Source organism: Massilia sp. YIM B02443, assembly GCF_030411955.1.
Classification (GTDB): domain Bacteria; phylum Pseudomonadota; class Gammaproteobacteria; order Burkholderiales; family Burkholderiaceae_D; genus Telluria.
Map to the genome: position 1 here is coordinate 97,257 of NZ_JASNRA010000002.1, position 19,432 is coordinate 116,688.

A 19,432-nucleotide genomic window follows, 5' to 3' on the forward strand; every position below is an offset into this window, starting at 1 on the left:
TTATGCTGCGACCGGCATTTTCGCGGCCGCTTCCAGCAACAGGCGCGGATCACCCGTCGCCAGCCGCTTGGAGTCAGACATTATTTGGCGGAAGGCACGTGCACCCGGCAAACCGGCCATCAGGCCGAGCATGTGGCGCGTGATGCTGTTCAGCTTCAGGCCCAGCGGTCCGTACAGGCGCAACTGTTCTTCGATGTAGGGAATCATCGCTTCCAGCACCTCGATACGCGAACGCGGCCTATGCTCGGCGCCATAGAAGCGCGCATCCCAGTCGGCCATCACCCACGGGTTGTGATATGCCTCGCGGCCCAGCATCACGCCATCGACGTGTTCCAGGTGCAGCGCGACTTCGTCGCTTGTCTTGATGCCGCCATTGATGATGATTTCCAGGTCCGGGAATTCGCGCTTGAGTTCATAGGCCACCGCATAGCGCAACGGCGGAATCTCGCGGTTTTCCTTGGGCGACAAGCCCTTGAGCACGGCATTGCGGGCGTGCACGATGAAGGTCTTGCAGCCGGCATCGGCGATCGTGCCGACGAAGTCGCGCACGAAACCATACTCGTCGTTGTAGTCGATGCCGATGCGGTGCTTGACCGTGACGTCGATCGACACCGCGTCGCGCATCGCCTTGACGCAGTCGGCCACCAGCTGCGGCTCGTTCATCAGGCAGGCGCCGAACGCGCCCTTCTGCACCCGCTCGGACGGGCAGCCGCAGTTCAGGTTGATCTCCTCGTAGCCCCATTGCTCACCGAGTTTCGCGCTGTGCGCCAGGTCGGCCGGATCGCTGCCGCCCAGCTGCAGCGCCACCGGGTGCTCGATGCCGTCGTAGCGCAGGTGGCGCTCGACGTCGCCATGGACCAGGGCGCCGGTGGTGACCATCTCGGTGTACAGCCAGGTGTGCTGGGTGATGTGGCGGTGGAAGACGCGGCAGTGGCGGTCGGTCCAGTCCATCATCGGGGCCACCGACAGGCGGCGCCCGGTGGCCGCCTTCGCAGGAACAGAAGTCATTGAATGCATAGGGAAAACGCGCCGCGCGGGCGAAGCCCGACATGATAGAGCAAAAGGTCGCTGGCGTCAGGTTGAGTACCGTTCGACCATGAATGCTGTTTGCTGCCGAGACGATGTCCGCATGTCGGACCTGAGGTAGTCCGGGTTTCTCGCACATCCATCGCGACACAGGACTGGGTGCACCGGCGCTGCCACATGCCCCCGCTGCACTCGGGTGCGCGCCGCCGCCGATTGACCTGCTACCATGCGTCGTATTTACGCAATGCGCCGCGTCACCGGCTTGTCCCATGCAGCCTAGCTCCCCGGCGGAGGTCCTGCGCCGCCTTCATGATCTGCACGACCATTTGCCGGCCGGGGTGGTGGCGCATGCCGCGGACGGACGCATCCTGTTCGCGAATCGGCTGGCGCAGGAATTGCTGGGCCGCACGCTCGAGCAGCTGATCGAGGCCGGGCCCGTGAATGAGGAGTGGACGTTCGTGCACGACGACGGCTCTCCCCTGTCGCCAGAGGAATTGCCAGTCAACATAGTGTTGCGTACCAAGGCCAAGCTGGCCGGCCTGGTCATCGGTCTCAAGCGGGATGCGACGAGTCGCTGGTTGCTGTGCAACGCCTATCCCGAATTCGACGGCGCCGGCACGCTGCAGCAGGTGGTGGTGTGTTTCACCGATTGCACCACCCTGAAGACCACCCAGCAATCGCTGGAAGAATCCGAGGAACGGCTGCGCCTGGTGCTCAAGGGCTCCACCGATGCGCCGTGGGACTGGCACCTGGCGAGCAGCGAGGTGTATTACTCGCAGCGCTGGTGGAACATGCTCGGCTACCGCGGCGACGAAGGCTATGCCAACCCCGACGGCTGGGTGCGCCTGCTGCACCCTGGGGACGTTCCGATGATCGAGCAATACGTCAACGAGCTGCTGCCCAGCACGCGCGACAGCTTCAGCGTGGAATTCCGGCTGCGCCACCGCGACGGCCACTACGTGCCGGTGCTGGCGCGCGGCTACGTCTCGCGCGACGCCACCGGCCTGGCCCTGCGCATCTCGGGCGTGAACACCGATCTCACCGAACGCAAGCGCACCGAAAAGCGCATCTATCAGCTGGCCTATTGCGATCACTTGACGGGGCTGCGCAACCGCCGCTTCCTGATCGAGGAATTGGAACACGTGCTGGCGCGCGGCCAACGTTCCGGACGCTATGGCGCGCTGCTGTACCTGGACCTGGACAACTTCAAGCTGCTCAACGACACCATGGGCCACGACATGGGCGACGCGCTGCTGCGCCAGGTGGCCCGGCGGCTGCGCTCCACGGTGCGCCACAGCGACGAACTGGCGCGCTTCGGCGGCGACGAGTTCGTGGTGGTGCTGGAAGACCTGCACGGCTCGCGCCAGGGCGCGGCGTCGGAAGCCGGGCGCATCGTCGCCAAGATCCTGGCCGTGCTGGACCAGCCCTACCAGTTGGATGCCTTCGTGTTCAAGAGCACGGCCAGCGTCGGCATCACGATCTTCGACGGCGACGCCACCAGCACCGAAACCCTGCTCAAGCAGGCCGACCTGGCCATGTACAACGCCAAGGCCGACGGGCGCAACGGCGCCTGCTTCTTCGACCCCGCCATGCAGGACGCCGCCAACCGCCGCGCCGCCTTCGAGGCGGCGATGGTCGATGGCTTGTCGATGGGGCAGTTCCGCCTGTTCTGCCAGCCGCAGTTCGATGGCGAAGGGCAGCTGGTCGGCGCCGAAGTGCTGGTGCGCTGGCAGCGCAGCGAGCGCGACCTGATCGGCCCCGACCACTTCATCGGCTTCGCCGAAGAGTCGGGCCTGATCCAGCCGCTCGGCGCCTGGGTGCTGCAGGAAAGCTGCCGCGCGCTGGCGCGCTGGAGAGAAGACGGAGCGCTCGGGCGCCTGAAACTGGCGGTGAATGTCAGCGTGCACCAGATGCGCGATCCGCAATTCCCGCTGGCGGTCGGCGAGATCCTCAGCGGCACCGGCGCGCCGCCGGAACGGCTGTACCTGGAACTGACCGAGAGCGTGTTCGCGGAAAACGTCGACGCCATCAGCGAACGCATGCACGCGCTGCGCGCGCGCGGCATCTGTTTTTCGCTCGACGATTTCGGCACCGACTACTCCTCGCTCGGCTACTTGATGCGCTTTCCGCTGGCGGCGCTGAAGATCGACCGCTCGTTCGTGCGCGACGTCGACCGCAGCCCCGGTTCGGCGCCGATCGTCGAAGCCATCATCGCGCTGGGCCGCAAGCTCGACCTCGAGATCGTGGCCGAAGGCGTCGAGCACGAGGCCCAGCGCAGCTTCCTGGTGCGCGGCGGCTGCTCGCTATTGCAGGGCTACCTGCTCGGGCGGCCGATGCCGCTGGCGCAGTTCGAACAGACCTATCGCGCCACGGCTGGCCACGCCTGAAGTGTGTCTGCAAGTGTCGAATTTCTTTACAGTAACCTTTCCGATTTGCCATAACAGCACACTATCTGACTGTTTTTCAAATGAATTTACTTTCTGGCACGCATATTGCTTCAACTGCAAGAATTCCAACTGAGGAGTTTCGCCTTGAATTTAAAGCACGCAGCCAGCGCCCTGTTCCTGGCCATCGCATCCGCCACGTCGGTCGCCCATGCAGGTGTCATCGGTTTCGATGACATCGTGTACGATCAGAGCGGTGACCCGGCCGCCATCGCCAACGGTTATCAAGGCTTTGACTGGACCAATTTCTGGTCGGCCCGTGCCAGCTATAACTTGCAGATGGGCAGTGGCCTGGTCTCCGGAGAAAACGTCGGCTTCATGCTCGCCGAGGCCAGTGTGACATCGTTCTCCAGCGCCACCGCGTTCACCTTCAACAGCATCAACATCGCCAAGATGTACTACGACGGCCTGACCCGTTTCGAAGGCTACGCCGGCGATACGCTGCTGTATTCGAAAGATGTGTTCTCCGCGGCGGGCGTCAGCAGTCTGGCGACCTTCGACTGGAGCGGCGTGACCCGCATCGCCATTTCGGTGCTGGACGGTTCGGAGCGCGTGGTGTTCGACGACCTGACCGTCAATGCGCAAGTCGCGCAGGTGCCGGAGCCGGCATCGATCGCCCTCGTTCTGGCTGGCCTCGGCCTGGCCGGCGTTGCGCGCAAACGCAAGAACAACAAGGCGTAACGCCGTCGGTTCACTTCCCAGGAGCTCGCGCGCGCCGGCCAGCTCGCACGACAGGCCGGCGCACACGCACACGGTGAGCGCGGGTGGCGCAGTCTCGCCTTCCTTGGCCACGTCGAAGTGGTGGTAGCAGGTGGCGACCCCGACCACCTCGGCCTGGGCCAGGCCCAATTTCTGCGCCAGCGCCGCCAGGTGCTGGCTCGACAGACAGCCATGGCGATCCTGGATGGCGTGCAGGTATTCGACCAGCAGGTCGCGCCGGCGCGGGGCCTGGCCCAGCAGGGCCTGCACCTCGCTAAGTGCCTGCGGCTCGACACGGCGACCTTTCGGCGCTTCGCGCTTGCGCGCGCGGCTGACGCCGACTGGCTGCGCTGCGCGCTGGCATGCGCGAGCGCTTCGTTTCGTCGGTGGTCGGCTAGCCGGGCGTCGTCGCGGCCGGGCTGGAAGTGGCACTGCGCAAGATGTGGGTGCAATGGTGTGAAGGCAAAGAACCGCAAGCGATCCGGATGGCCTGTCGGAACTGAGCAATGCAGCGGACAGCGAAGGCGCGCCGCCCCGCGCCATGACCTGGATGCGGCCGTCCGGGTGGGGCTGACGGCCAAATGTGACGGGTGCCGATAAAAAATAAAATAATTTCCGCACGGCACTTAATGAAGTGGTGAAAGCGGTCGCCTTGTACTTGTGAGAGCGAGTGACGCACTCGAAACACAGAATTCACCCCCAATATAATCAGGAGTTCACCATGCTGAGCCTTCACACCAACAACGCTGCGCTGTCCGCACAAAACGCCATCACGCGTAACCAAAGCGCGCTGTCGACCTCGATGACCCGTCTGTCGACCGGCTATCGCATCAACTCGGCAATGGACGATGCTGCAGGCCTGCAGATCGCAACCCGTCTGAAGGCACAGAGCAGCGGCATGGCTGTCGCAATGCGCAACACGCAGAACGCCACCTCGATGATGCAGACCGCCGAAGGCGCGCTGAGCGAAGCAAGCAATATTCTGGTCCGCATGAAGGACCTGGCTACTCAGGCTGCCGATGCATCGTCGAACGCCGCTGACAAGACTGCCATGCAGTCGGAATACGATGCACTGGCCAGTGAACTGACCAACATCATCGGCAATACGTCGTTTGGCGGTGCTAAATTGCTCAACAGCAAAGCCACCGCTGCCGATGTTGATGCTGCTGCGGCAAAATCGACCGCAGCCGCCGCAGCCAAGGTCAATGCAGACCTCATGCTCGGGTCCTCAACTCCTGGCGCTACCGCAGCCGATGCTCCGACAGGTACCGGTGCTGCGCAGGCATACATGCTTGCAGTACACAATTATAACAACGCGGCAAATGACGCTGACAAGTTAGCTGCATATGAGCCAATGAGAACTGCCAAGATCGCTTTTGACAAAGCGACCGAAGCGTCTGCAAAGGCCGATACGGCAGCAACATCGGCAGCAAACTATCTTGTGAGCGTTACCGCCTCGCAGGCGGCGGTCGGCGGAGCAGGTAAGTTCAGCGATAAGATGACTTTCCAGATCGGTGCGTCGAGCAGTGAAACGATGGAACTGGATCTGAAAGATCAAATGACCGGCATGCAAAGTGCGCTCGTAGCCGTCAGCGCGCGTTACAATTCTTTCGGCGTTGCGAATACCACGCCAGGCAGCGAACTGACCACCGACGGTAGTGCAAACCTGGCTGTCGACAGCCTGCAAGCCGCGATTGACTCGCTGGGCGCAGTTCGTTCCTCGCTCGGCGCAACCGCCAACCGCCTGGAGCACGCCAGTACTAACCTGGCGAACGTCAGCGCCAACACCCAGGCAGCCGCCGGCCGTATCATGGACGTCGACTTCGCCACCGAAAGCGCCGACATGACCTCGAACCAGATGCTGCTGCAAGCCGGCACTGCCATGCTGAAGCAGTCGAACAGCCTGTCGTCGATGGTCATGTCGCTGCTGCAGTAATGACCGCCCACCCAGGCCACTTGCCCGGGTAGACTGTGAAGGCCAGCCCTGCGGTTGGCCTTTTTTCATTCCTGAACCGGGTTCATCATGGCCAGCATCGCCTTCCCTGTCCTTACCTCACCAGCGGCGACACTGTCGCCGGTCCCGGCGGTCGCCGCGATCGCCCCGGCTGCCCTGCAGGCAGGCGCTACCGACGCGCTGCCGCTGCCCTATTCCCAGCCGCTGGCAGCCGGCAACGGCCCGGCCCAGGCGGCACCGGAAGGCGCTGCGGACGGTGCGGCGAGCGCGGCCATGCGTCCCGACCAGCTGCTGATGGCGCGCCAGCTCGCTTACCCGCAGCAGGACGGCGCCGGTCTGGCGCGTGCCTGGCGCAGCCAGGTGCGCAACCACGGCAGCCAGCTGACCAGGAGGGCGCTGGCCGCCAGCGCCGGCCAGCTGTCGCCGGCTCAGCTGATGGCGGCCCAGCAGGGCCAGGTCACGCAGCGCCCCGAACTGCTTGCCGCACACCAGGATGCCTGGCGCTTCACGGTGCATGCGAATGGCGCCGCGGCCCAACACCTGGAAGTCGTGGCCGAAGATGCGGACAAGCCGTCCGGCCGACGGCGCCGCCCACGCGCCGCGCTGCGTCTGGAACTGGAATTGGCCGACGGCAGCGCGGTGGTGATCCAGGTAGAGCCGCTGCCGCAAGGCGTGGCGCTCGAGATCTGCGCGCCCGACAGCCGCGCGCTGACGCGGCTGCGCTGGCTGCAGCCGCAACTCGATACGGTGCTGGCGCGGGCCGGAGTGCAGGTGCTGCGCTGGCACTACCGCGATCGCCTGCCGGCGGGCGCCAGCCACGCCATGCTGGCCAATGCGGAGCAGGCGGCGCAGGTGCTCACGCCGGCGGTGTTTCGCGCGGTGGCCGAACTGGCGCTGATGCTGCCGGCCCAGCCGGCCGACTGACGCCCGGACGCGGGCGGTCAGCCCACCGTGCCGACAATCGACACGTCGCGGTTCTCGGGAATCTCGTTATACGACAGCACGTGCAGGCCCGGCGCGAACAGGCGCGCATAGCGCGCCAGCAGCGGACGCACCTGCGGCAGCACGAGCAGCAGCGGCGGCGTATGCTGCCCTTTCATCTGCTCGCGCGCCACCGGCATGTTGATCTGCAGCTGCGACAGCAGTTGCGGGTCGATCGGGTAGTTATCCAGCGCCACCTTGCCGCCGCCGTTCTGGCGCGCCTGGTTGAGGGAACCGAGCAGCATGTTTTCCAGTTCCGCCGACAGGTTAAAGGCCGGCATGTCCTTCTTCTTGCCGTACAGGCTGGAGACGATCTGGCGCCGCAATGCGCAGCGCACCTCGGCCGCCAGCAGAATCGGATCCTTGGTGGTCTCCGCGCTGTCCAGCAGCGTGGTGGCGATCACCACGATATCCTTCAGCGACACGCCCTCGGCCAGGAGCACGCGGAACACCCGCAGCAGCTGGGTATGGGTCAGCGCCTTGTCCAGCGCCGCGGCCAGCTTGGGCGACAACGCCGCCAGGCGCTCCATGATGGCCGGTACGTCTTCGTGGCGGAACAGCTCGTGCAAGTAGTCGCGGATCACTTTCGAGGCGTGGGTGGCGATCGCCGACGGCGCCTCGACCACCTGGTAACCCAGGCCGAGCGCGTGCGCCTTCTGCTCGGGCGCGATCCAGGTGATCGCCATGCCGTAGGCCGGCTCGATGCCGGGGATGCCATCGAGTTCGCCGTACACGTTGGGCGACGGGATCGCCAGCAGGTGGTCGGGCACGATCTCGGCCTCGGCCACCACCACGCCCGACAGGCTGATCGCGTACTGGGTTGGGCGCAGCGCCAGGTCGTCGCGCACCGCGATCGCCGGCAGCAGCATGCCCATCTGCTCCGACAGGCTCTGGCGCACGCCCTTGATGCGTTTCGCCAGCGGCTCGCCCTGGGCCTTGTCCAGCATGCCGACCAGTTTATAACCCACCGCCACCGTCACCGGCTGCACCACGGGCAGCGCCTGCCAATCGAGTTCGGCCACCCGCTCCTCGCGCAGCGCGGCTTCGATCTTCGCCACGCCGGCGTCGTCGGGCGCCTTGACGCGCTGCGACAGCTTCCAGCCGGTGAATACCAGCACCCCGGCCGCGATCGTGAAGAACCACCACGGCATGCCCGGCACGATGGCCATGATGAACATCACGCCGGCCGCCGAGTACAGCACCGGCGGCTGGGCCAGCAGCTGGTCGCCGACCTGCTTGTCGAGGTCGCCCGATTCGCCGATGCGGGTCACCAGGATCGCCGCGGCGGCCGACAGCAGCAGCGCCGGAATCTGACCGACCAGGCCGTCGCCGATGGTCAGCAAGGCGTACACGCGGAACGCTTCGCCCATCGGCAGGCCGTGCATCAGGGCGCCGATGGCGACGCCGCCGATCAGGTTGATGATCAGGATCAGGATCGAGGCCACGGCGTCGCCGCGCACGAACTTGGAGGCGCCGTCCATGGCGCCATAGAAGTCGGCTTCCGAGGCGACGTCCTTGCGCCGCGTGGTGGCCTGCTCCTGGTTGATCAGGCCTGCATTCAGGTCGGCGTCGATCGCCATCTGCTTGCCCGGCAGCGCGTCCAGCGTGAAGCGCGCCGACACTTCCGAAATACGCTCGGCGCCCTTGGTGACGACGATGAAGTTGATGATCATGAGGATCACGAACACCACCAGGCCCACCACGAAATTGCCGCCGATGACGACGTTGCCGAACGACTCGATCACCTGGCCGGCCGCGTGCGTGCCTTCATGGCCGTGCAGCAGCACGACCCGGGTAGAGGCGACGTTGAGCGCCAGGCGCATCAGCGTCGTGCCCAAGATCACGGTCGGGAACACCGAGAAGTCGAGCGGACGCTTGGCCGTCACCGCGACCAGGATCACGATCAGCGCCAGCACGATGTTGAAGGTGAACAGGACGTCGAGCAGGATCGGCGGCAGCGGCAGGATGATCATTGCCAGCAGCGCGATCAGGAACGCCGGCGCTGCGAACTTCTGGCGCCGCAGTTCGCTCACAAAAGCGTTGAAGTTGTTCACGAAATTCATGCTTGGGCCTCACTCAGGTGAGATGGCACGGCCACCTCGTTGGGGAACCGCGGCGGCGCCTGGCGCCGTCCTGCGCGGAACGCATTCAGTTGTAAAACGTAGTTCAGCACCTGCGACACCGCCGCGTACAGCGCGGCCGGGATCTGTTGCTGCACCTGGCTGGTGTTGTAGATGGCGCGCGCCAGCGGCGGCAGCTCGAGCGTCTCGATCCGGTGCTCGCGCGCCACGCTCTTGATATAGAGCGCCATCTCGTCGACGCCCTTGGCCACCACGAACGGGGCTTCGGCGCGTTCGACGTCGTACTTGAGGGCGACCGCGTAGTGCTCGGGATTGACGATCACCACGTCGGCGGTCGGCACCGACTTGCGTACGCTGCGCTGGGCCAGCTGCTGCTGCAGCTGGCGGATGCGCTGCTTCACTTCCGGCTTGCCTTCGTTGCTCTTGTGTTCTTCTTTCAGGTCTTGCTTGCTCATGCGCTGGTTGCGCATGAACAGGAAATGCTGCACCGGCACGTCGATCAGGGCGAACACCACGAACACCGCCACCATCGCCATCAGGGCATCGAACATCAGGCCGGCGCCATGCGCCACCGCGTCGCCCAGGGCCATGCGCTGCAGTTCCAGGTAGCCCTTGGTGCCGCTGCTACATACGAACCACAGCACCAGTCCCAGCATGACGGCCTTGCCGGCGGAGGTGGCAAAGCCGATCCAGTGCTTTTGCCCGAACAGGTTGCCCAGATTGGTCATGGGACTCAGGCGGCTCATCTTCGGCTGCATGTTCTTGGTCGAGGCGATCCAGCCGCCCGGCACCAGGGACGCGACGATCACCGCGCCCGGCACCGCCAGCAGCGGCAGCACCATCTTCATCAACAGCACCAGGGCCGATCCGAACACGATCGACAAGGCGTTTTCCATCGACCCGGCTTCGCCCAGCGGCACGAACACCAGGCGGAACAGGCTGCGCAATTCTTCCAGGTAGCCGGGCAGCAGCAGCGCAAACAGCTTCAGGCTGATCAGGATGCCGACCGCCGTGGCCAGGTCGCGCGAACGCACCACCTGCCCTTCCTGGCGCGCCTTCTTCAGCTTCTGCGCTGAGGGCTTTTCGGTCTTGTCGCCGCCGCTGCCGTTGTCCGCCATCAGCGCCCTCCCCCACTATTGGCCATCTGCTGCTGCAGCATTTCCAGGATCTGGTTGGTCATCGCGATGTAGTGCTCGGGCACGAAGCGCACCAGCTGGATCAGCATCAACAGGCCGAAGATCGTCACCAGCGAAAAGCCGAGCGAGAACAGGTTCAGGCTCGGCGCCACCCGGTTCAGGAAACCGAAGCCCACCTGCACCACCATGGTCGAGAACACGATCGGCAGCGCCAGCAGCATCGCGGCCGAGAACACCCAACCCAGGTTCAGGGCCACCGCTTCCAGCAGCATCGGCTGCCAGCCGCCGCCCACCGGCCAGGCGCGGAAGCTCTGGCCCAGCACCGCGGTCAGGACCAGGTGGCCGTCGATGGCGAAGAACACCAGCATCGCCACCAGCGCCATCAGGCCCGAGATCACGTCCGACACCTGGCCGTTGACCGGGTCGTTCATCTGCGCCATCGAAAAGCCGATCTGGCTCGAGGCCAGGAAGCCGAGCATGGTGACGGCGGCCGTCGCGAACTGCAGCGCGAGGCCGATCACGGCGCCGATCACGGCCTGCTCGAACATCACCAGGACGCCGGCCAGCGAGAACGGGTCGGGCGCGGCGCCGCTGCGGGTCAGGGGCAGCATCAGGAACGACAGCACCAGCGCCAGCAGCGCGCGCACCGGAATCGGCACGTTGCCGTCGCCCAGCACCGGGGCGGTCGACAGCAGCGCCATGATGCGGCAGAACGGCCACCACAACGCGCCGATCAGGGGCAGCAGGAAGCCGGCCAGCTCCATCGCTTCAACCGACCAGCGTCGCGGCGCGCTGGAATACCGAGACGCAGTAATCCATCAGGGTGGTGGTCATCCAGTGGCCGGCCAGGATCACGGCCAGCAGCGTCACCAGCAGGCGCGGCAAAAAGCTCAGGGTCTGTTCGTTGATCTGGGTGGCGGCCTGGAACAGCGCCACCACCAGGCCCGTGATCAGTCCCGGGATGACCAGCGCCATCACCAGCAGCATCACGATCTGCAGGGCTTCGACCATCAGGTCGACCGCAATGTCGGGACTCATCGTCTGTCTCGATTCGTATTTAATATCCGTGGATGCTGCCGACCAGCGTGCTCACGGTGAGGGTCCAGCCGTCGACCAGCACGAACAGCAGCAGCTTGAACGGCAGCGAGATCACCAGCGGCGACAGCATCATCATCCCCATCGCCATCAGCACCGAGGACACCACCAGGTCGATGATCAAAAACGGGATGAACAGCATGGCGCCGATCTGGAACGCGGTCTTCAGCTCCGACAGCACGAAGGCCGCCAGCTTGACCGGGAAGCTGTGCAGCTCGGGGCGGGCCTGTTCGGCTTCGCCGGCCAGGCGCGCCACCTGGGCAAGCGAAGCCTTGCTGGTCTGGGCCAGCATGAAGCGCGACACCGGCACTTCGGCGATCTTCAAGGCCTGCTCGAGGCCGATCTGGTCGCGGTCGTAGGGCAGGAAGGCCTTGGTCCAGACTTCTTCGCCGACCGGGCGCATCACCAGCATGGTCAGGATCAGGGCGATGCCGGTGATCACCCGGCTCGGCAAGCCTTGCTGCAGGCCGAGGGCCTGGCGCAGCAGCGACAGCACGATCACGAAGCGGGTAAAGCTGGTCATCATCATGACCATCACGGGCAGCAGCCCGAGCAGGGTCATGAGCACCAGGATCTGCGACTTGACGCTCATCCCGTTGCTCGATGCGGTGGCGGTGCCCGACAGGACGTTGGACAGCACGTCCTGCTGCTGGGCGGCGGCGCTGAGCGGCGTCAGCGCCGCAAAGAGGATGGCCAGCGCCAGCGCGGCGCGGGGCGATGCGTCGCCCCGGGCGCCGCGGTCCAGATGCATCATGGTGCGAGCAGGTCCGAGTTCAATCCATCGAGGTCGATCACCTTCAGGCCGTACTGCTCGCCCGCGACCACCACTTCGGCGCGCCCGATCGGGGTGCCGTTGACCTTGATCACCAGCGGCTCGCCGGCCAGCGAATCGAGCGGCAGCACCGACGACGGCTGGATCGCCATCAACTCCTGCAGCGAGACACGGGTCGAACCGACTTCGAGGGTCAGGGTGACCGGAATGCGGCGCATCATCTGCGGCAGCGAGCGTCCCGCGTTGCGGGTGGCGGCGGCGGCGCCATCAAGGCCGAGGCCATCCAGGTCGTCGATGATCACGTCGCCGGTGAGTTGCTCGTTCAGGTTCATGTCCATTATTCGGCATCTTCAAATGAGGTTAAACACAGCTTGCCCTTGTGTTCGGCCACGGCGGCCGTGAACAGGCGGGCGTCGTCCAGCAGCACGTCGGCGCGCCCGACCGAGACCGGGATCACGTCGCCGACCTTCAGCGCGAACAGCGCGGCCAGCGTGACTTCCTTGCTCACCAGGCGGCCGTCGAGCTTGACGTTCAGGCTAGACTCCAGCGGCTCGCTCGGCCTGCGCGGCCCGCGACTACCCGTCCTCTTGTCCATCAGGCCCTGCAGCACGTGGGCCATCAGGGCGTGGTCGAGCGCGATCCAGATCTGGCCGTCCTGCGAGGCCGGCGCGGTCGCGGCAACCGGCGCCGCAGCCGCATCGTCCGCCGGCGCCACGCCGTCGGACGCGGGTTCCACCACCGCGGCGGCGGCCGGCGCGCCATACGGCGCGCGCAGCACGATGCGCAGCACCCATTCGGTCTTTCCGGGCGCGCTGGCCGGGGCCACCGCGGCGCGGCTGGCCTGGTTCGGGGTCAGTGGGGTCGGCTCGGCGCCGGCCGCCGCCAGGCCGTCGGCCACGCGCGTATCGAGCAACGCGGCCAGTTGCTGGGCCAGCGTCGCCGCCAGCCGTTCCTCGGTGGCGGTGACGCGCTCGGCCTGCGGGTCGCGCTGCGCCGCAGCAGGAGCGTTGCGCGCATAGCGCCCTTCCAGCAGGCCCAGCAGCAAGGCGCGCTCGAAGGCGACCGCCGCCATGCCATACGGACCGTTCACACCCAGCCAGCGCAGCTGGCGCTCGTCGGGGGCGCGCTCGAAGGACAAACCGGCCAGGCGCCAGGCGCCCCAGTAACGGCGTCCGCCGGGCGCGGCGATGGCGGCGCCCAGCGTTTCAGCCAGCCGGTTGGCAAAGGCCGGCAACAGGTGCACCGGACGCCCCAACAGGCAGGGGTCCAGGACCTGGAATTCGCGTGCTCGCGCAGGTGGATTGATGGGCATTTTTATTAACAAGGAATTAATAATGGATGATTTTTTTTCATTCCACACGGCAACTATTATACAGGGAACTTGCCCGCCAAAACCTTGACATTCTTCTTTGATTTATCACTTGCCCTACGGTAAGATTGCACTGTCGCATCGCAACAAATTGCTGTTGCCCTCTAGGTTCAGAGGTAAAAGCGCCTGCAGGGCCGCACCGGAAAACCTGGAATAAAACGGCCGTTCGTTGACAGAGATTTCACAATCACTTTGTCGACGCAGGCTTTTGCACGATAGAAATAGCAAGTTTCTGTCGCGATCAAACAACAACGCTGATATGGGAACCACGATGGCAACCGAACTCGCCGGCCTGATCCGGGCCGACCTGGCACAACTGACCAACGACGCAAATCGCCTGGCGATCGCGCCCGCCTTCGACATGCCGGCCGCAGGCGCCGGGGCGAACGGCGAGAATGCCTTCTCGTTCACCCAGACCATGAAGAACGCGCTCGACAGCGTCGACGCCGAAGACCGCGCCGCCAGCGCGCGCGTGGCCGCGGTCGATGCCGGCAAGAGCGACGACCTGGTCGGCGCCATGCTGGCCAGCCAGCAAGCCAGCCTGTCGTTCTCGATGCTGGTCCAGGTGCGCAACAAGGTGATGGGCGCCGTCGACGAACTGATCAAGCTGCCGGTCTGAGGGCCTCGGCCTGCATTCCGCCCGCTGTCGATCCCTCTCTCTCTAGGTCAATCTTTCCGTGATCTCTACCCTCAAGTCCGCCTTCGGCGGCAAGCTCGCGCTGCCGGCGCTGCCGCCCGCCGTGCGCAACAACCTGCCCCTGGTGCTGGGCCTGGCCGTGGCCCTGAGCGCCGCCGTCATGATGTACCTGTGGCAGGACCAGTCCAGCTACAAGCCGGTGTTCGGCGCGCGCGAGCGGGTCGCCGCCAGCGACATGATGAGCGTGCTGGAAGCCGAGCAGATTCCCTACCGCGTGCACCCGGACAGCGGCCAGGTGATGGTGCCGTCGGGCGAACTGGGCAAGGTGCGCATGCTGCTGGCGGCCAAGGGTGTGACCGCCCAGTTGCCGGCCGGCCTCGAGCTGATGGACCGCAACGACCCGCTCGGCGTGTCGCAGTTCGTGCAGGACGTGCGCTTCCGCCGCGGCCTGGAAGGCGAACTGGCGCAGAGCATCCTGACCATGGACGCGATCGCCAGCGCGCGCGTGCACCTGGCGATCGCCAAGTCGAGTTCCTTCGTGGCCGGCGCCGGCGTGTCGGACGGCTCCTCGGCCTCGGTGGTGGTGGCGATGAAGCCGGGCCGCCAGCTGTCGAACGAACAGATCGCCGCGATCGTCAACCTGGTCTCGGGCAGCGTCGCGGGCCTGAAGCCGCAGCGCGTGTCGCTGGTCGACCAGGCCGGCAACTACCTGTCCTCGCGCGTCGACCTGGCCGACGGCTTCGACGGATCCGCCCAGGGCGACGCCGCCGCCAAGCACTACAGCGACGACGTGCGCAGCAACGTCAACGACCTGCTGGCGCCGATCCTGGGCGCGGCCAACTACAAGGTCAGCGTCACCGCCGAGGTCGACAACGACCGCATCGAAGAAACGACCGAGAAATACGGCGAAGCGCCGAAAGTCACCAGCGAAGCGATGCGCGAAGAGATGGAGCGCAACCGCATGGCGCTGGGCGTGCCGGGCACGCTGTCGAACCGTCCGCCGCAGCAGGCCGAGGCCGGCCAGGATGCGAATGGCGAAGGCGGCGCCGCCAAGCCGGACGACGGCAGCGCGCGCAAGAACGCCACCACCCGCCAGTACGCCTACGACCGCGCCATCACCCAGATCAAGCGCTCGCGCGGCCGCCTGAAAAAACTGTCGGTGGCCGTGGTGCTGAACAACGCCAGCGCGGCCGACGCCAAGGCCTGGACCCCGGCCGAACTGGCCAACATCAAGACCATTCTGGCCGGCGGCCTTGGCATCAGCGCCGCGCGCGGCGACGTGCTGGCCGTGTCCAGCCTGAACTTCCCGGCCGCCCCGGTGGCCGAGGCCTGGTGGCAGGAACGCGACAACGTGGTCGACATGACGGGCTGGGCCATGACCATCCTGGGCGCGGTACTCGCTTACTTCTTGCTGCTGCGCCCGCTGCTGCGCGCAGTCACCGGCCGCCTGGCGCCGCAGCCGCCGCTGGCTCCTGCCGTGCCGGCGCTGCCGGGCGCGGGCGGCGCGACTGCCGCCGCCGGTGCCGCTGCTACCCCTGCCCTGCCGGCCGGCGTCGCCGCATTGGCCGCGCCGGAAGGCGCCACGGCCGCCGCCGCCGGCGGCCCGGGCGCGGTGGTCCCGCTGCTCGAGAACTACGACCTGCCGCCGAGCGGTTCGCCGGTCGACGTGATGGTCGACCACCTGAAAGTCCTGGCCGGCAAGGAGCCCGAGCGCGTTGCCGAAGTCGTCAAACAATGGGTACAGAAAAAACATGGCCGACCTGAATAACTACGACGAAGACGACAACGTCGTCCTCAGCCCGGTCGAACAGGCCGCCATCGTGCTGCTGTCGATCGGCGAAGAACAGGCCGCGGCGGTGCTGCGCTGCCTCGAACGCGACGAATTGATGGAGCTGACCCAGGTGATGTCGCGCATGAGCGGCATCAAGGTCGACACCGTCAAGTCGGCGCTGCAGAATTTCTTCGACGACTACCGCCAGCAAAGCGGCCTGCACGGCGCCTCGCGCAGCTACCTGAAGCGCTCGCTCGACCTGGCGCTGGGCAGCGACATCGCCAACAGCGTGCTCAATACCATCTACGGCGATGCGATCCGCCCGATGATGGCGCGCCTGCAGTACGCCTCGCCCAAGTGGCTGGCCGAATTCGTCTCCAGCGAACACGTCCAGATGCAGGCCGTGTTCCTGGCCTTCCTGCCGCCGGCGCTGGCTTCCCAGATCCTGGAAGCGCTGCCGCTCGAGGGTCGTGAACTGGTGCTGCTGAACATGGCGCGCCTGGACGAGATCGACCGTGACGTGCTGCAGGAGCTCGAGGAACTCGTCGCGCGCTGCCTGGCGGCGCTCGATACCCAGAGCGCCAGCGTCGAAGGCGTGCGCCAGGTGGCCGACATCCTCAATCGCCTGCAGGACAACCGCGTCGGCATGGTCGAACTGCTGCGCGCCCACGATCCGGACGTGGTCAACAAGATCGAGATGTCGATGTACGACTTCTTCATCCTGTCGCGCCAGACCGAACAGGTCATCACGCGCCTGCTGGACGAAGTGCCGCTCGAGCAGTGGGCGATCGCGCTGAAAGGCGCCGAGCCGCCGCTGCGCGATGCGGTGCTCAGCGCCATGCCGAAGCGCCAGGCGCAAAGCTTCGAAGACCTGATGCGCCGCTCCGGCCCGGTGCCGATGTCGCGCATCGAGCAGACCCGGCGCGAGATCATGGCCACCGTCAAGGAACTCGCCGACGCCGGCGAGATCGACATCCAGCTGTTTGCCGAGGCGACTGCCGAATGAAGCAGTTCCGGTCCTATCACTTCCCGCCGCTGCACCAGTTCAGCGCGGCGCGTCCCCAAGGCGCCGGCGCGGCCGGCGCACGCTCGGATGAAGAATGGCAGAGCGCACTGGCCGACGGCTACCGCCAGGGCCAGCGCGAAGGCTACGAGGTCGGCCTCGACCAGGGCCGCGCCGAAGGCGTGCCGCAGGGCCGGGCCGAAGGCCTGCAGCGCGGCATCGAGGAAGGCCGCGCCATGGCGCAGGAACAGTTCGCCCAGCTGGCGCAGCCGATCGACGCCATGCTCGACGGCCTCACCAAGCTCAAGGACGACCTGCGCGCGGCCCAGCGCAACGAAGTGGTCGAACTGGTCGGCAAGATCGCGCGCCAGGTGATCCGCGCCGAACTGGCCCTGCAGCCGGTGCAGCTGCTGGCCCTGGTCGAGGAAGCGCTGGCGGTGATGCCGCCGTCGCGCGAGCAGGTCGAGGTGTTCCTGAATCCCGAAGAACTGCGCCGCGTGCTGGAACTCGATCCGAAGCGCGCCGCCAAATGGACGCTGCTGCCCGACCCGGCCCTGGTGCCGGGCGAATGCCGCGTGCGTTCGGGAGACCATGAAGTCGACGCCGGCTGCCAGGGCCGCCTGGCGGCGGTGATGGAACAGGTCGAACAGCAGTTGCTGACCGAGGAGCCGCAGGCATGATGGCGCTGGCCGACTCGCTGCGCGCGCTCGATATCGGCGCGGTGCCGGTGGCCACGCCCACCGGACGCCTGGTCGGCGCCCAGGGCCTGCTGCTCGAGTCGAGCGGCTGCCGCCTGCACACCGGGCAGCGCTGCCGCATCGAGACCGTCGACGGCGAATGGCTCGACGCCCAGGTGGTCGGCTTTCGCGAAAAGATCTCGTACCTGATGCCGTTCAAGAAGGCCACGGGCCTGGCCACCGGCGCGCGCGTGCTGCCGGCGCCCGACAAGAACGAACTGATGATCGGCCCCAGCTGGCTGGGGCGCATGGTCAACGGCCTGGGCGAACCGATCGACGGCCTGGGCCGCCTGGGTGGCGACCAGCCCTTGTCCAGCACCCCGCCGCGCGTCAATCCCTTGAAGAAGACGCCGGTCGAAGAGCCGCTGGATGTCGGCGTACGCGCGATCAACAGCATGCTCACCATCGGCAAGGGCCAGCGGGTCGGCCTGATGGCCGGTTCCGGCGTCGGCAAGTCGGTGCTGCTCGGCCTGATCACGCGCCAGACCGTGGCCGACGTGATCGTGGTCGGCCTGATCGGCGAGCGTAACCGCGAGGTGCGCGAATTCGTCGAGCGTTCGCTTGGGGCCGAAGGCCTGAAGCGCGCGGTGCTGGTGGTTGCCCCGGCCGACGACAGCCCGCTGATGCGGGTGATGGCGACCGAGATGTGCCACGCGGTGGCCGCGCACTTCCGCGACCGCGGCCAGAACGTGCTGCTGCTGTGCGACTCGCTGACGCGCTACGCGATGGCGCTGCGCGAAGTCGCGCTGTCGCTGGGCGAGCCGCCGGCCACGCGCGGCTATCCGCCGTCGGTGTTCTCGAACCTGCCGCAGCTGGTCGAATCGGCCGGCAATGGCGAGAACCCGCAAGGCAGCATGAGCGCCATCTATACGGTGCTGGCCGAAGGCGACGACCAGCAGGATCCTGTGGTCGATTCGGCGCGCGCCATCCTCGACGGCCACATCGTGCTGACGCGCGAACTGGCCGAGCGTGGCCACTATCCGGCGATCGACGTCGCGCAGTCGATCTCGCGCTGCATGGCGCAGGTGGTGGGACAAGACCATGCGCTGGCCGCGCGCAAGCTGAAAGCCGCGCTGGCGAAACACGCACGCGTGCGCGACCTGATCCCGCTCGGTGCTTACGTGCCGGGCGCCGATCCCGAGACCGACCGCGCGGTGGCGCTGCAGCCGCAGATCGAGGCCTTCCTGTGCCAGGGCACGCGCGAAGCCGCGCCGCTGCAGGGCTGCGTCGACCAATTGAAAGCGATGATGGCATGAGCAAGCAGAACACCATCGACAGCCTCGGCACCCTCGTGCAGCTGCGTTCGACCCAGGTCGAGCGCCTGCAGCGCGAACTGGCCAGCCAGGAAGCGACCCGGGTACGCTACCAGAACAATCTGCAGCGCCTGACCAGTCTGGCGCTGGGAAGCGGCGCATCGGGTGCCAGCGTGGCCCTGGCGCCAGCGCTGGCCCTGAACTGCGGCGCCTACAAGCAGGGCGTGCTGGCGCTGGCCGACAGCCACCGGGTCGACCTGCAGCTGCACGAAGCGAACATGGCGGTCGCGCAGCGGCGCGTGCACGAAGCCTGGGCCAAACGCGAACTGCTGGGCAAGGTGCTCGAGCGCGCGCAGGACGCGCAGGCTTCGGTGCAGGAACGCGCGACCCGCAAGCGCGAAGACGAGATCGCCACCCAGTCGTGGATGGCGGGACGGGCGGCCTGACGCACGTCGTCACACCAAGGAGAAAGAA

General features: G+C 66.4%; 18 protein-coding genes and 1 pseudogene. 10 read left to right on the forward strand and 9 right to left on the reverse strand.

The annotated features are described in order from the left end of the window. Window positions 1–1,008: a tRNA dihydrouridine(20/20a) synthase DusA gene (gene dusA, locus QPK27_RS02820; protein ID WP_374047000.1), complete on the reverse strand. Its 1,008-nt coding sequence runs from the start codon at window positions 1,006–1,008 to the stop codon at window positions 1–3. Between the two features lie 287 nt (window positions 1,009–1,295). Here dusA and QPK27_RS02825 point away from each other — a divergent pair, with 287 nt between their 5' ends. Both QPK27_RS02825 and QPK27_RS02830 read left to right on the forward strand, forming a co-directional pair. Continuing rightward, window positions 1,296–3,413 (forward strand): bifunctional diguanylate cyclase/phosphodiesterase, encoded by a 2,118-nt coding sequence (locus QPK27_RS02825; protein ID WP_290416690.1) that lies wholly within the window; start codon window positions 1,296–1,298, stop codon window positions 3,411–3,413. 105 nt (window positions 3,414–3,518) lie between these two features. Continuing rightward, the gene (locus tag QPK27_RS02830) at window positions 3,519–4,151 is read left to right on the forward strand and encodes a PEP-CTERM sorting domain-containing protein (RefSeq protein WP_290416691.1); all 633 of its coding nucleotides are present in this window, start codon (window positions 3,519–3,521) and stop codon (window positions 4,149–4,151) included. Window positions 4,152–4,181: 30 nt separating this feature from the next. Here the strand turns inward: QPK27_RS02830 and QPK27_RS25305 are convergent. Next, window positions 4,182–4,712, reverse strand: a pseudogene (locus tag QPK27_RS25305) (NAD(P)H-dependent oxidoreductase subunit E); the annotation flags it as partial. 178 nt (window positions 4,713–4,890) lie between these two features. Between QPK27_RS25305 and QPK27_RS02840 the strand changes: the two are divergent. Further along, window positions 4,891–6,105 (forward strand): flagellin, encoded by a 1,215-nt coding sequence (locus QPK27_RS02840; protein WP_290416692.1) that lies wholly within the window; start codon window positions 4,891–4,893, stop codon window positions 6,103–6,105. 87 nt (window positions 6,106–6,192) lie between these two features. Beyond that, window positions 6,193–7,047, forward strand: coding sequence for a hypothetical protein (locus QPK27_RS02845; RefSeq protein ID WP_290416693.1), 855 nt, complete (start codon window positions 6,193–6,195; stop codon window positions 7,045–7,047). A gap of 17 nt (window positions 7,048–7,064) precedes the next feature. Here the strand turns inward: QPK27_RS02845 and QPK27_RS02850 are convergent, their stop codons facing one another. From QPK27_RS02850 to QPK27_RS02880, 7 genes are read right to left on the reverse strand one after another with little or no spacing between them, the layout of a single operon-like run. Continuing rightward, window positions 7,065–9,167, reverse strand: a complete 2,103-nt coding sequence (locus QPK27_RS02850) for a flagellar biosynthesis protein FlhA (RefSeq protein WP_290416694.1) — start codon at window positions 9,165–9,167, stop codon at window positions 7,065–7,067. Beyond that, window positions 9,164–10,303, reverse strand: coding sequence for a flagellar type III secretion system protein FlhB (gene flhB / locus QPK27_RS02855; RefSeq protein WP_290416695.1), 1,140 nt, complete (start codon window positions 10,301–10,303; stop codon window positions 9,164–9,166). Before flhB ends, QPK27_RS02850 begins: the two co-directional genes overlap by 4 nt. Next, window positions 10,303–11,085, reverse strand: a complete 783-nt coding sequence (gene fliR / locus QPK27_RS02860) for a flagellar biosynthetic protein FliR (protein WP_290416696.1) — start codon at window positions 11,083–11,085, stop codon at window positions 10,303–10,305. Before fliR ends, flhB begins: the two co-directional genes overlap by 1 nt. A 4-nt stretch (window positions 11,086–11,089) precedes the next feature. Further along, window positions 11,090–11,359, reverse strand: a complete 270-nt coding sequence (fliQ, locus tag QPK27_RS02865) for a flagellar biosynthesis protein FliQ (protein ID WP_290416697.1) — start codon at window positions 11,357–11,359, stop codon at window positions 11,090–11,092. 19 nt (window positions 11,360–11,378) lie between these two features. Continuing rightward, complete coding sequence (gene fliP / locus QPK27_RS02870; protein WP_290416698.1) at window positions 11,379–12,170, reverse strand: flagellar type III secretion system pore protein FliP; 792 nt, start codon at window positions 12,168–12,170, stop codon at window positions 11,379–11,381. Further along, window positions 12,167–12,520, reverse strand: a complete 354-nt coding sequence (locus tag QPK27_RS02875) for a FliM/FliN family flagellar motor switch protein (RefSeq protein ID WP_290416699.1) — start codon at window positions 12,518–12,520, stop codon at window positions 12,167–12,169. Before QPK27_RS02875 ends, fliP begins: the two co-directional genes overlap by 4 nt. Before the next feature lie 5 nt (window positions 12,521–12,525). After that, window positions 12,526–13,500: a FliM/FliN family flagellar motor C-terminal domain-containing protein gene (locus QPK27_RS02880; protein WP_290416700.1), complete on the reverse strand. Its 975-nt coding sequence runs from the start codon at window positions 13,498–13,500 to the stop codon at window positions 12,526–12,528. Between the two features lie 328 nt (window positions 13,501–13,828). Between QPK27_RS02880 and QPK27_RS02885 the strand changes: the two genes are divergently transcribed. From QPK27_RS02885 to QPK27_RS02910, 6 genes are read left to right on the forward strand one after another with little or no spacing between them, the layout of a single operon-like run. Beyond that, entirely contained in the window at window positions 13,829–14,176 is a 348-nt protein-coding gene (locus tag QPK27_RS02885; protein WP_290416701.1) for a flagellar hook-basal body complex protein FliE, read from the forward strand. A gap of 58 nt (window positions 14,177–14,234) precedes the next feature. Next, on the forward strand, window positions 14,235–15,962 hold the full coding sequence (gene fliF / locus QPK27_RS02890) for a flagellar basal-body MS-ring/collar protein FliF (RefSeq protein ID WP_290416702.1): 1,728 nt from the start codon (window positions 14,235–14,237) through the stop codon (window positions 15,960–15,962). After that, window positions 15,946–16,971 (forward strand): FliG C-terminal domain-containing protein, encoded by a 1,026-nt coding sequence (locus QPK27_RS02895; protein WP_290416703.1) that lies wholly within the window; start codon window positions 15,946–15,948, stop codon window positions 16,969–16,971. The genes fliF and QPK27_RS02895 overlap by 17 nt, the downstream gene beginning before the upstream one ends. Continuing rightward, on the forward strand, window positions 16,968–17,648 hold the full coding sequence (fliH, locus tag QPK27_RS02900) for a flagellar assembly protein FliH (RefSeq protein ID WP_290416704.1): 681 nt from the start codon (window positions 16,968–16,970) through the stop codon (window positions 17,646–17,648). Before QPK27_RS02895 ends, fliH begins: the two co-directional genes overlap by 4 nt. Next, window positions 17,645–18,961, forward strand: coding sequence for a flagellar protein export ATPase FliI (gene fliI, locus QPK27_RS02905; RefSeq protein ID WP_290416705.1), 1,317 nt, complete (start codon window positions 17,645–17,647; stop codon window positions 18,959–18,961). The genes fliH and fliI overlap by 4 nt, the downstream gene beginning before the upstream one ends. Further along, the gene (locus tag QPK27_RS02910) at window positions 18,958–19,404 is read left to right on the forward strand and encodes a flagellar FliJ family protein (protein ID WP_290416706.1); all 447 of its coding nucleotides are present in this window, start codon (window positions 18,958–18,960) and stop codon (window positions 19,402–19,404) included. The genes fliI and QPK27_RS02910 overlap by 4 nt, the downstream gene beginning before the upstream one ends. Window positions 19,405–19,432: the final 28 nt, after the last annotated feature.

What these genes read in the sequence shown, in the direction of transcription:
- dusA (WP_374047000.1), bottom strand. Translation starts at nt 1,008, where the DNA reads ATGACTTCTGTTCCTGCGAAGGCGGCCACCGGGCGCCGCCTGTCGGTG.
- QPK27_RS02825 (WP_290416690.1), top strand. Translation starts at nt 1,296, where the DNA reads ATGCAGCCTAGCTCCCCGGCGGAGGTCCTGCGCCGCCTTCATGATCTG.
- QPK27_RS02840 (WP_290416692.1), top strand. Translation starts at nt 4,891, where the DNA reads ATGCTGAGCCTTCACACCAACAACGCTGCGCTGTCCGCACAAAACGCC.
- QPK27_RS02845 (WP_290416693.1), top strand. Translation starts at nt 6,193, where the DNA reads ATGGCCAGCATCGCCTTCCCTGTCCTTACCTCACCAGCGGCGACACTG.
- QPK27_RS02850 (WP_290416694.1), bottom strand. Translation starts at nt 9,167, where the DNA reads ATGAATTTCGTGAACAACTTCAACGCTTTTGTGAGCGAACTGCGGCGC.
- flhB (WP_290416695.1), bottom strand. Translation starts at nt 10,303, where the DNA reads ATGGCGGACAACGGCAGCGGCGGCGACAAGACCGAAAAGCCCTCAGCG.
- fliR (WP_290416696.1), bottom strand. Translation starts at nt 11,085, where the DNA reads ATGGAGCTGGCCGGCTTCCTGCTGCCCCTGATCGGCGCGTTGTGGTGG.
- fliQ (WP_290416697.1), bottom strand. Translation starts at nt 11,359, where the DNA reads ATGAGTCCCGACATTGCGGTCGACCTGATGGTCGAAGCCCTGCAGATC.
- fliP (WP_290416698.1), bottom strand. Translation starts at nt 12,170, where the DNA reads ATGATGCATCTGGACCGCGGCGCCCGGGGCGACGCATCGCCCCGCGCC.
- QPK27_RS02875 (WP_290416699.1), bottom strand. Translation starts at nt 12,520, where the DNA reads ATGAACCTGAACGAGCAACTCACCGGCGACGTGATCATCGACGACCTG.
- QPK27_RS02880 (WP_290416700.1), bottom strand. Translation starts at nt 13,500, where the DNA reads ATGCCCATCAATCCACCTGCGCGAGCACGCGAATTCCAGGTCCTGGAC.
- QPK27_RS02885 (WP_290416701.1), top strand. Translation starts at nt 13,829, where the DNA reads ATGGCAACCGAACTCGCCGGCCTGATCCGGGCCGACCTGGCACAACTG.
- QPK27_RS02895 (WP_290416703.1), top strand. Translation starts at nt 15,946, where the DNA reads ATGGCCGACCTGAATAACTACGACGAAGACGACAACGTCGTCCTCAGC.
- fliH (WP_290416704.1), top strand. Translation starts at nt 16,968, where the DNA reads ATGAAGCAGTTCCGGTCCTATCACTTCCCGCCGCTGCACCAGTTCAGC.
- fliI (WP_290416705.1), top strand. Translation starts at nt 17,645, where the DNA reads ATGATGGCGCTGGCCGACTCGCTGCGCGCGCTCGATATCGGCGCGGTG.
- QPK27_RS02910 (WP_290416706.1), top strand. Translation starts at nt 18,958, where the DNA reads ATGAGCAAGCAGAACACCATCGACAGCCTCGGCACCCTCGTGCAGCTG.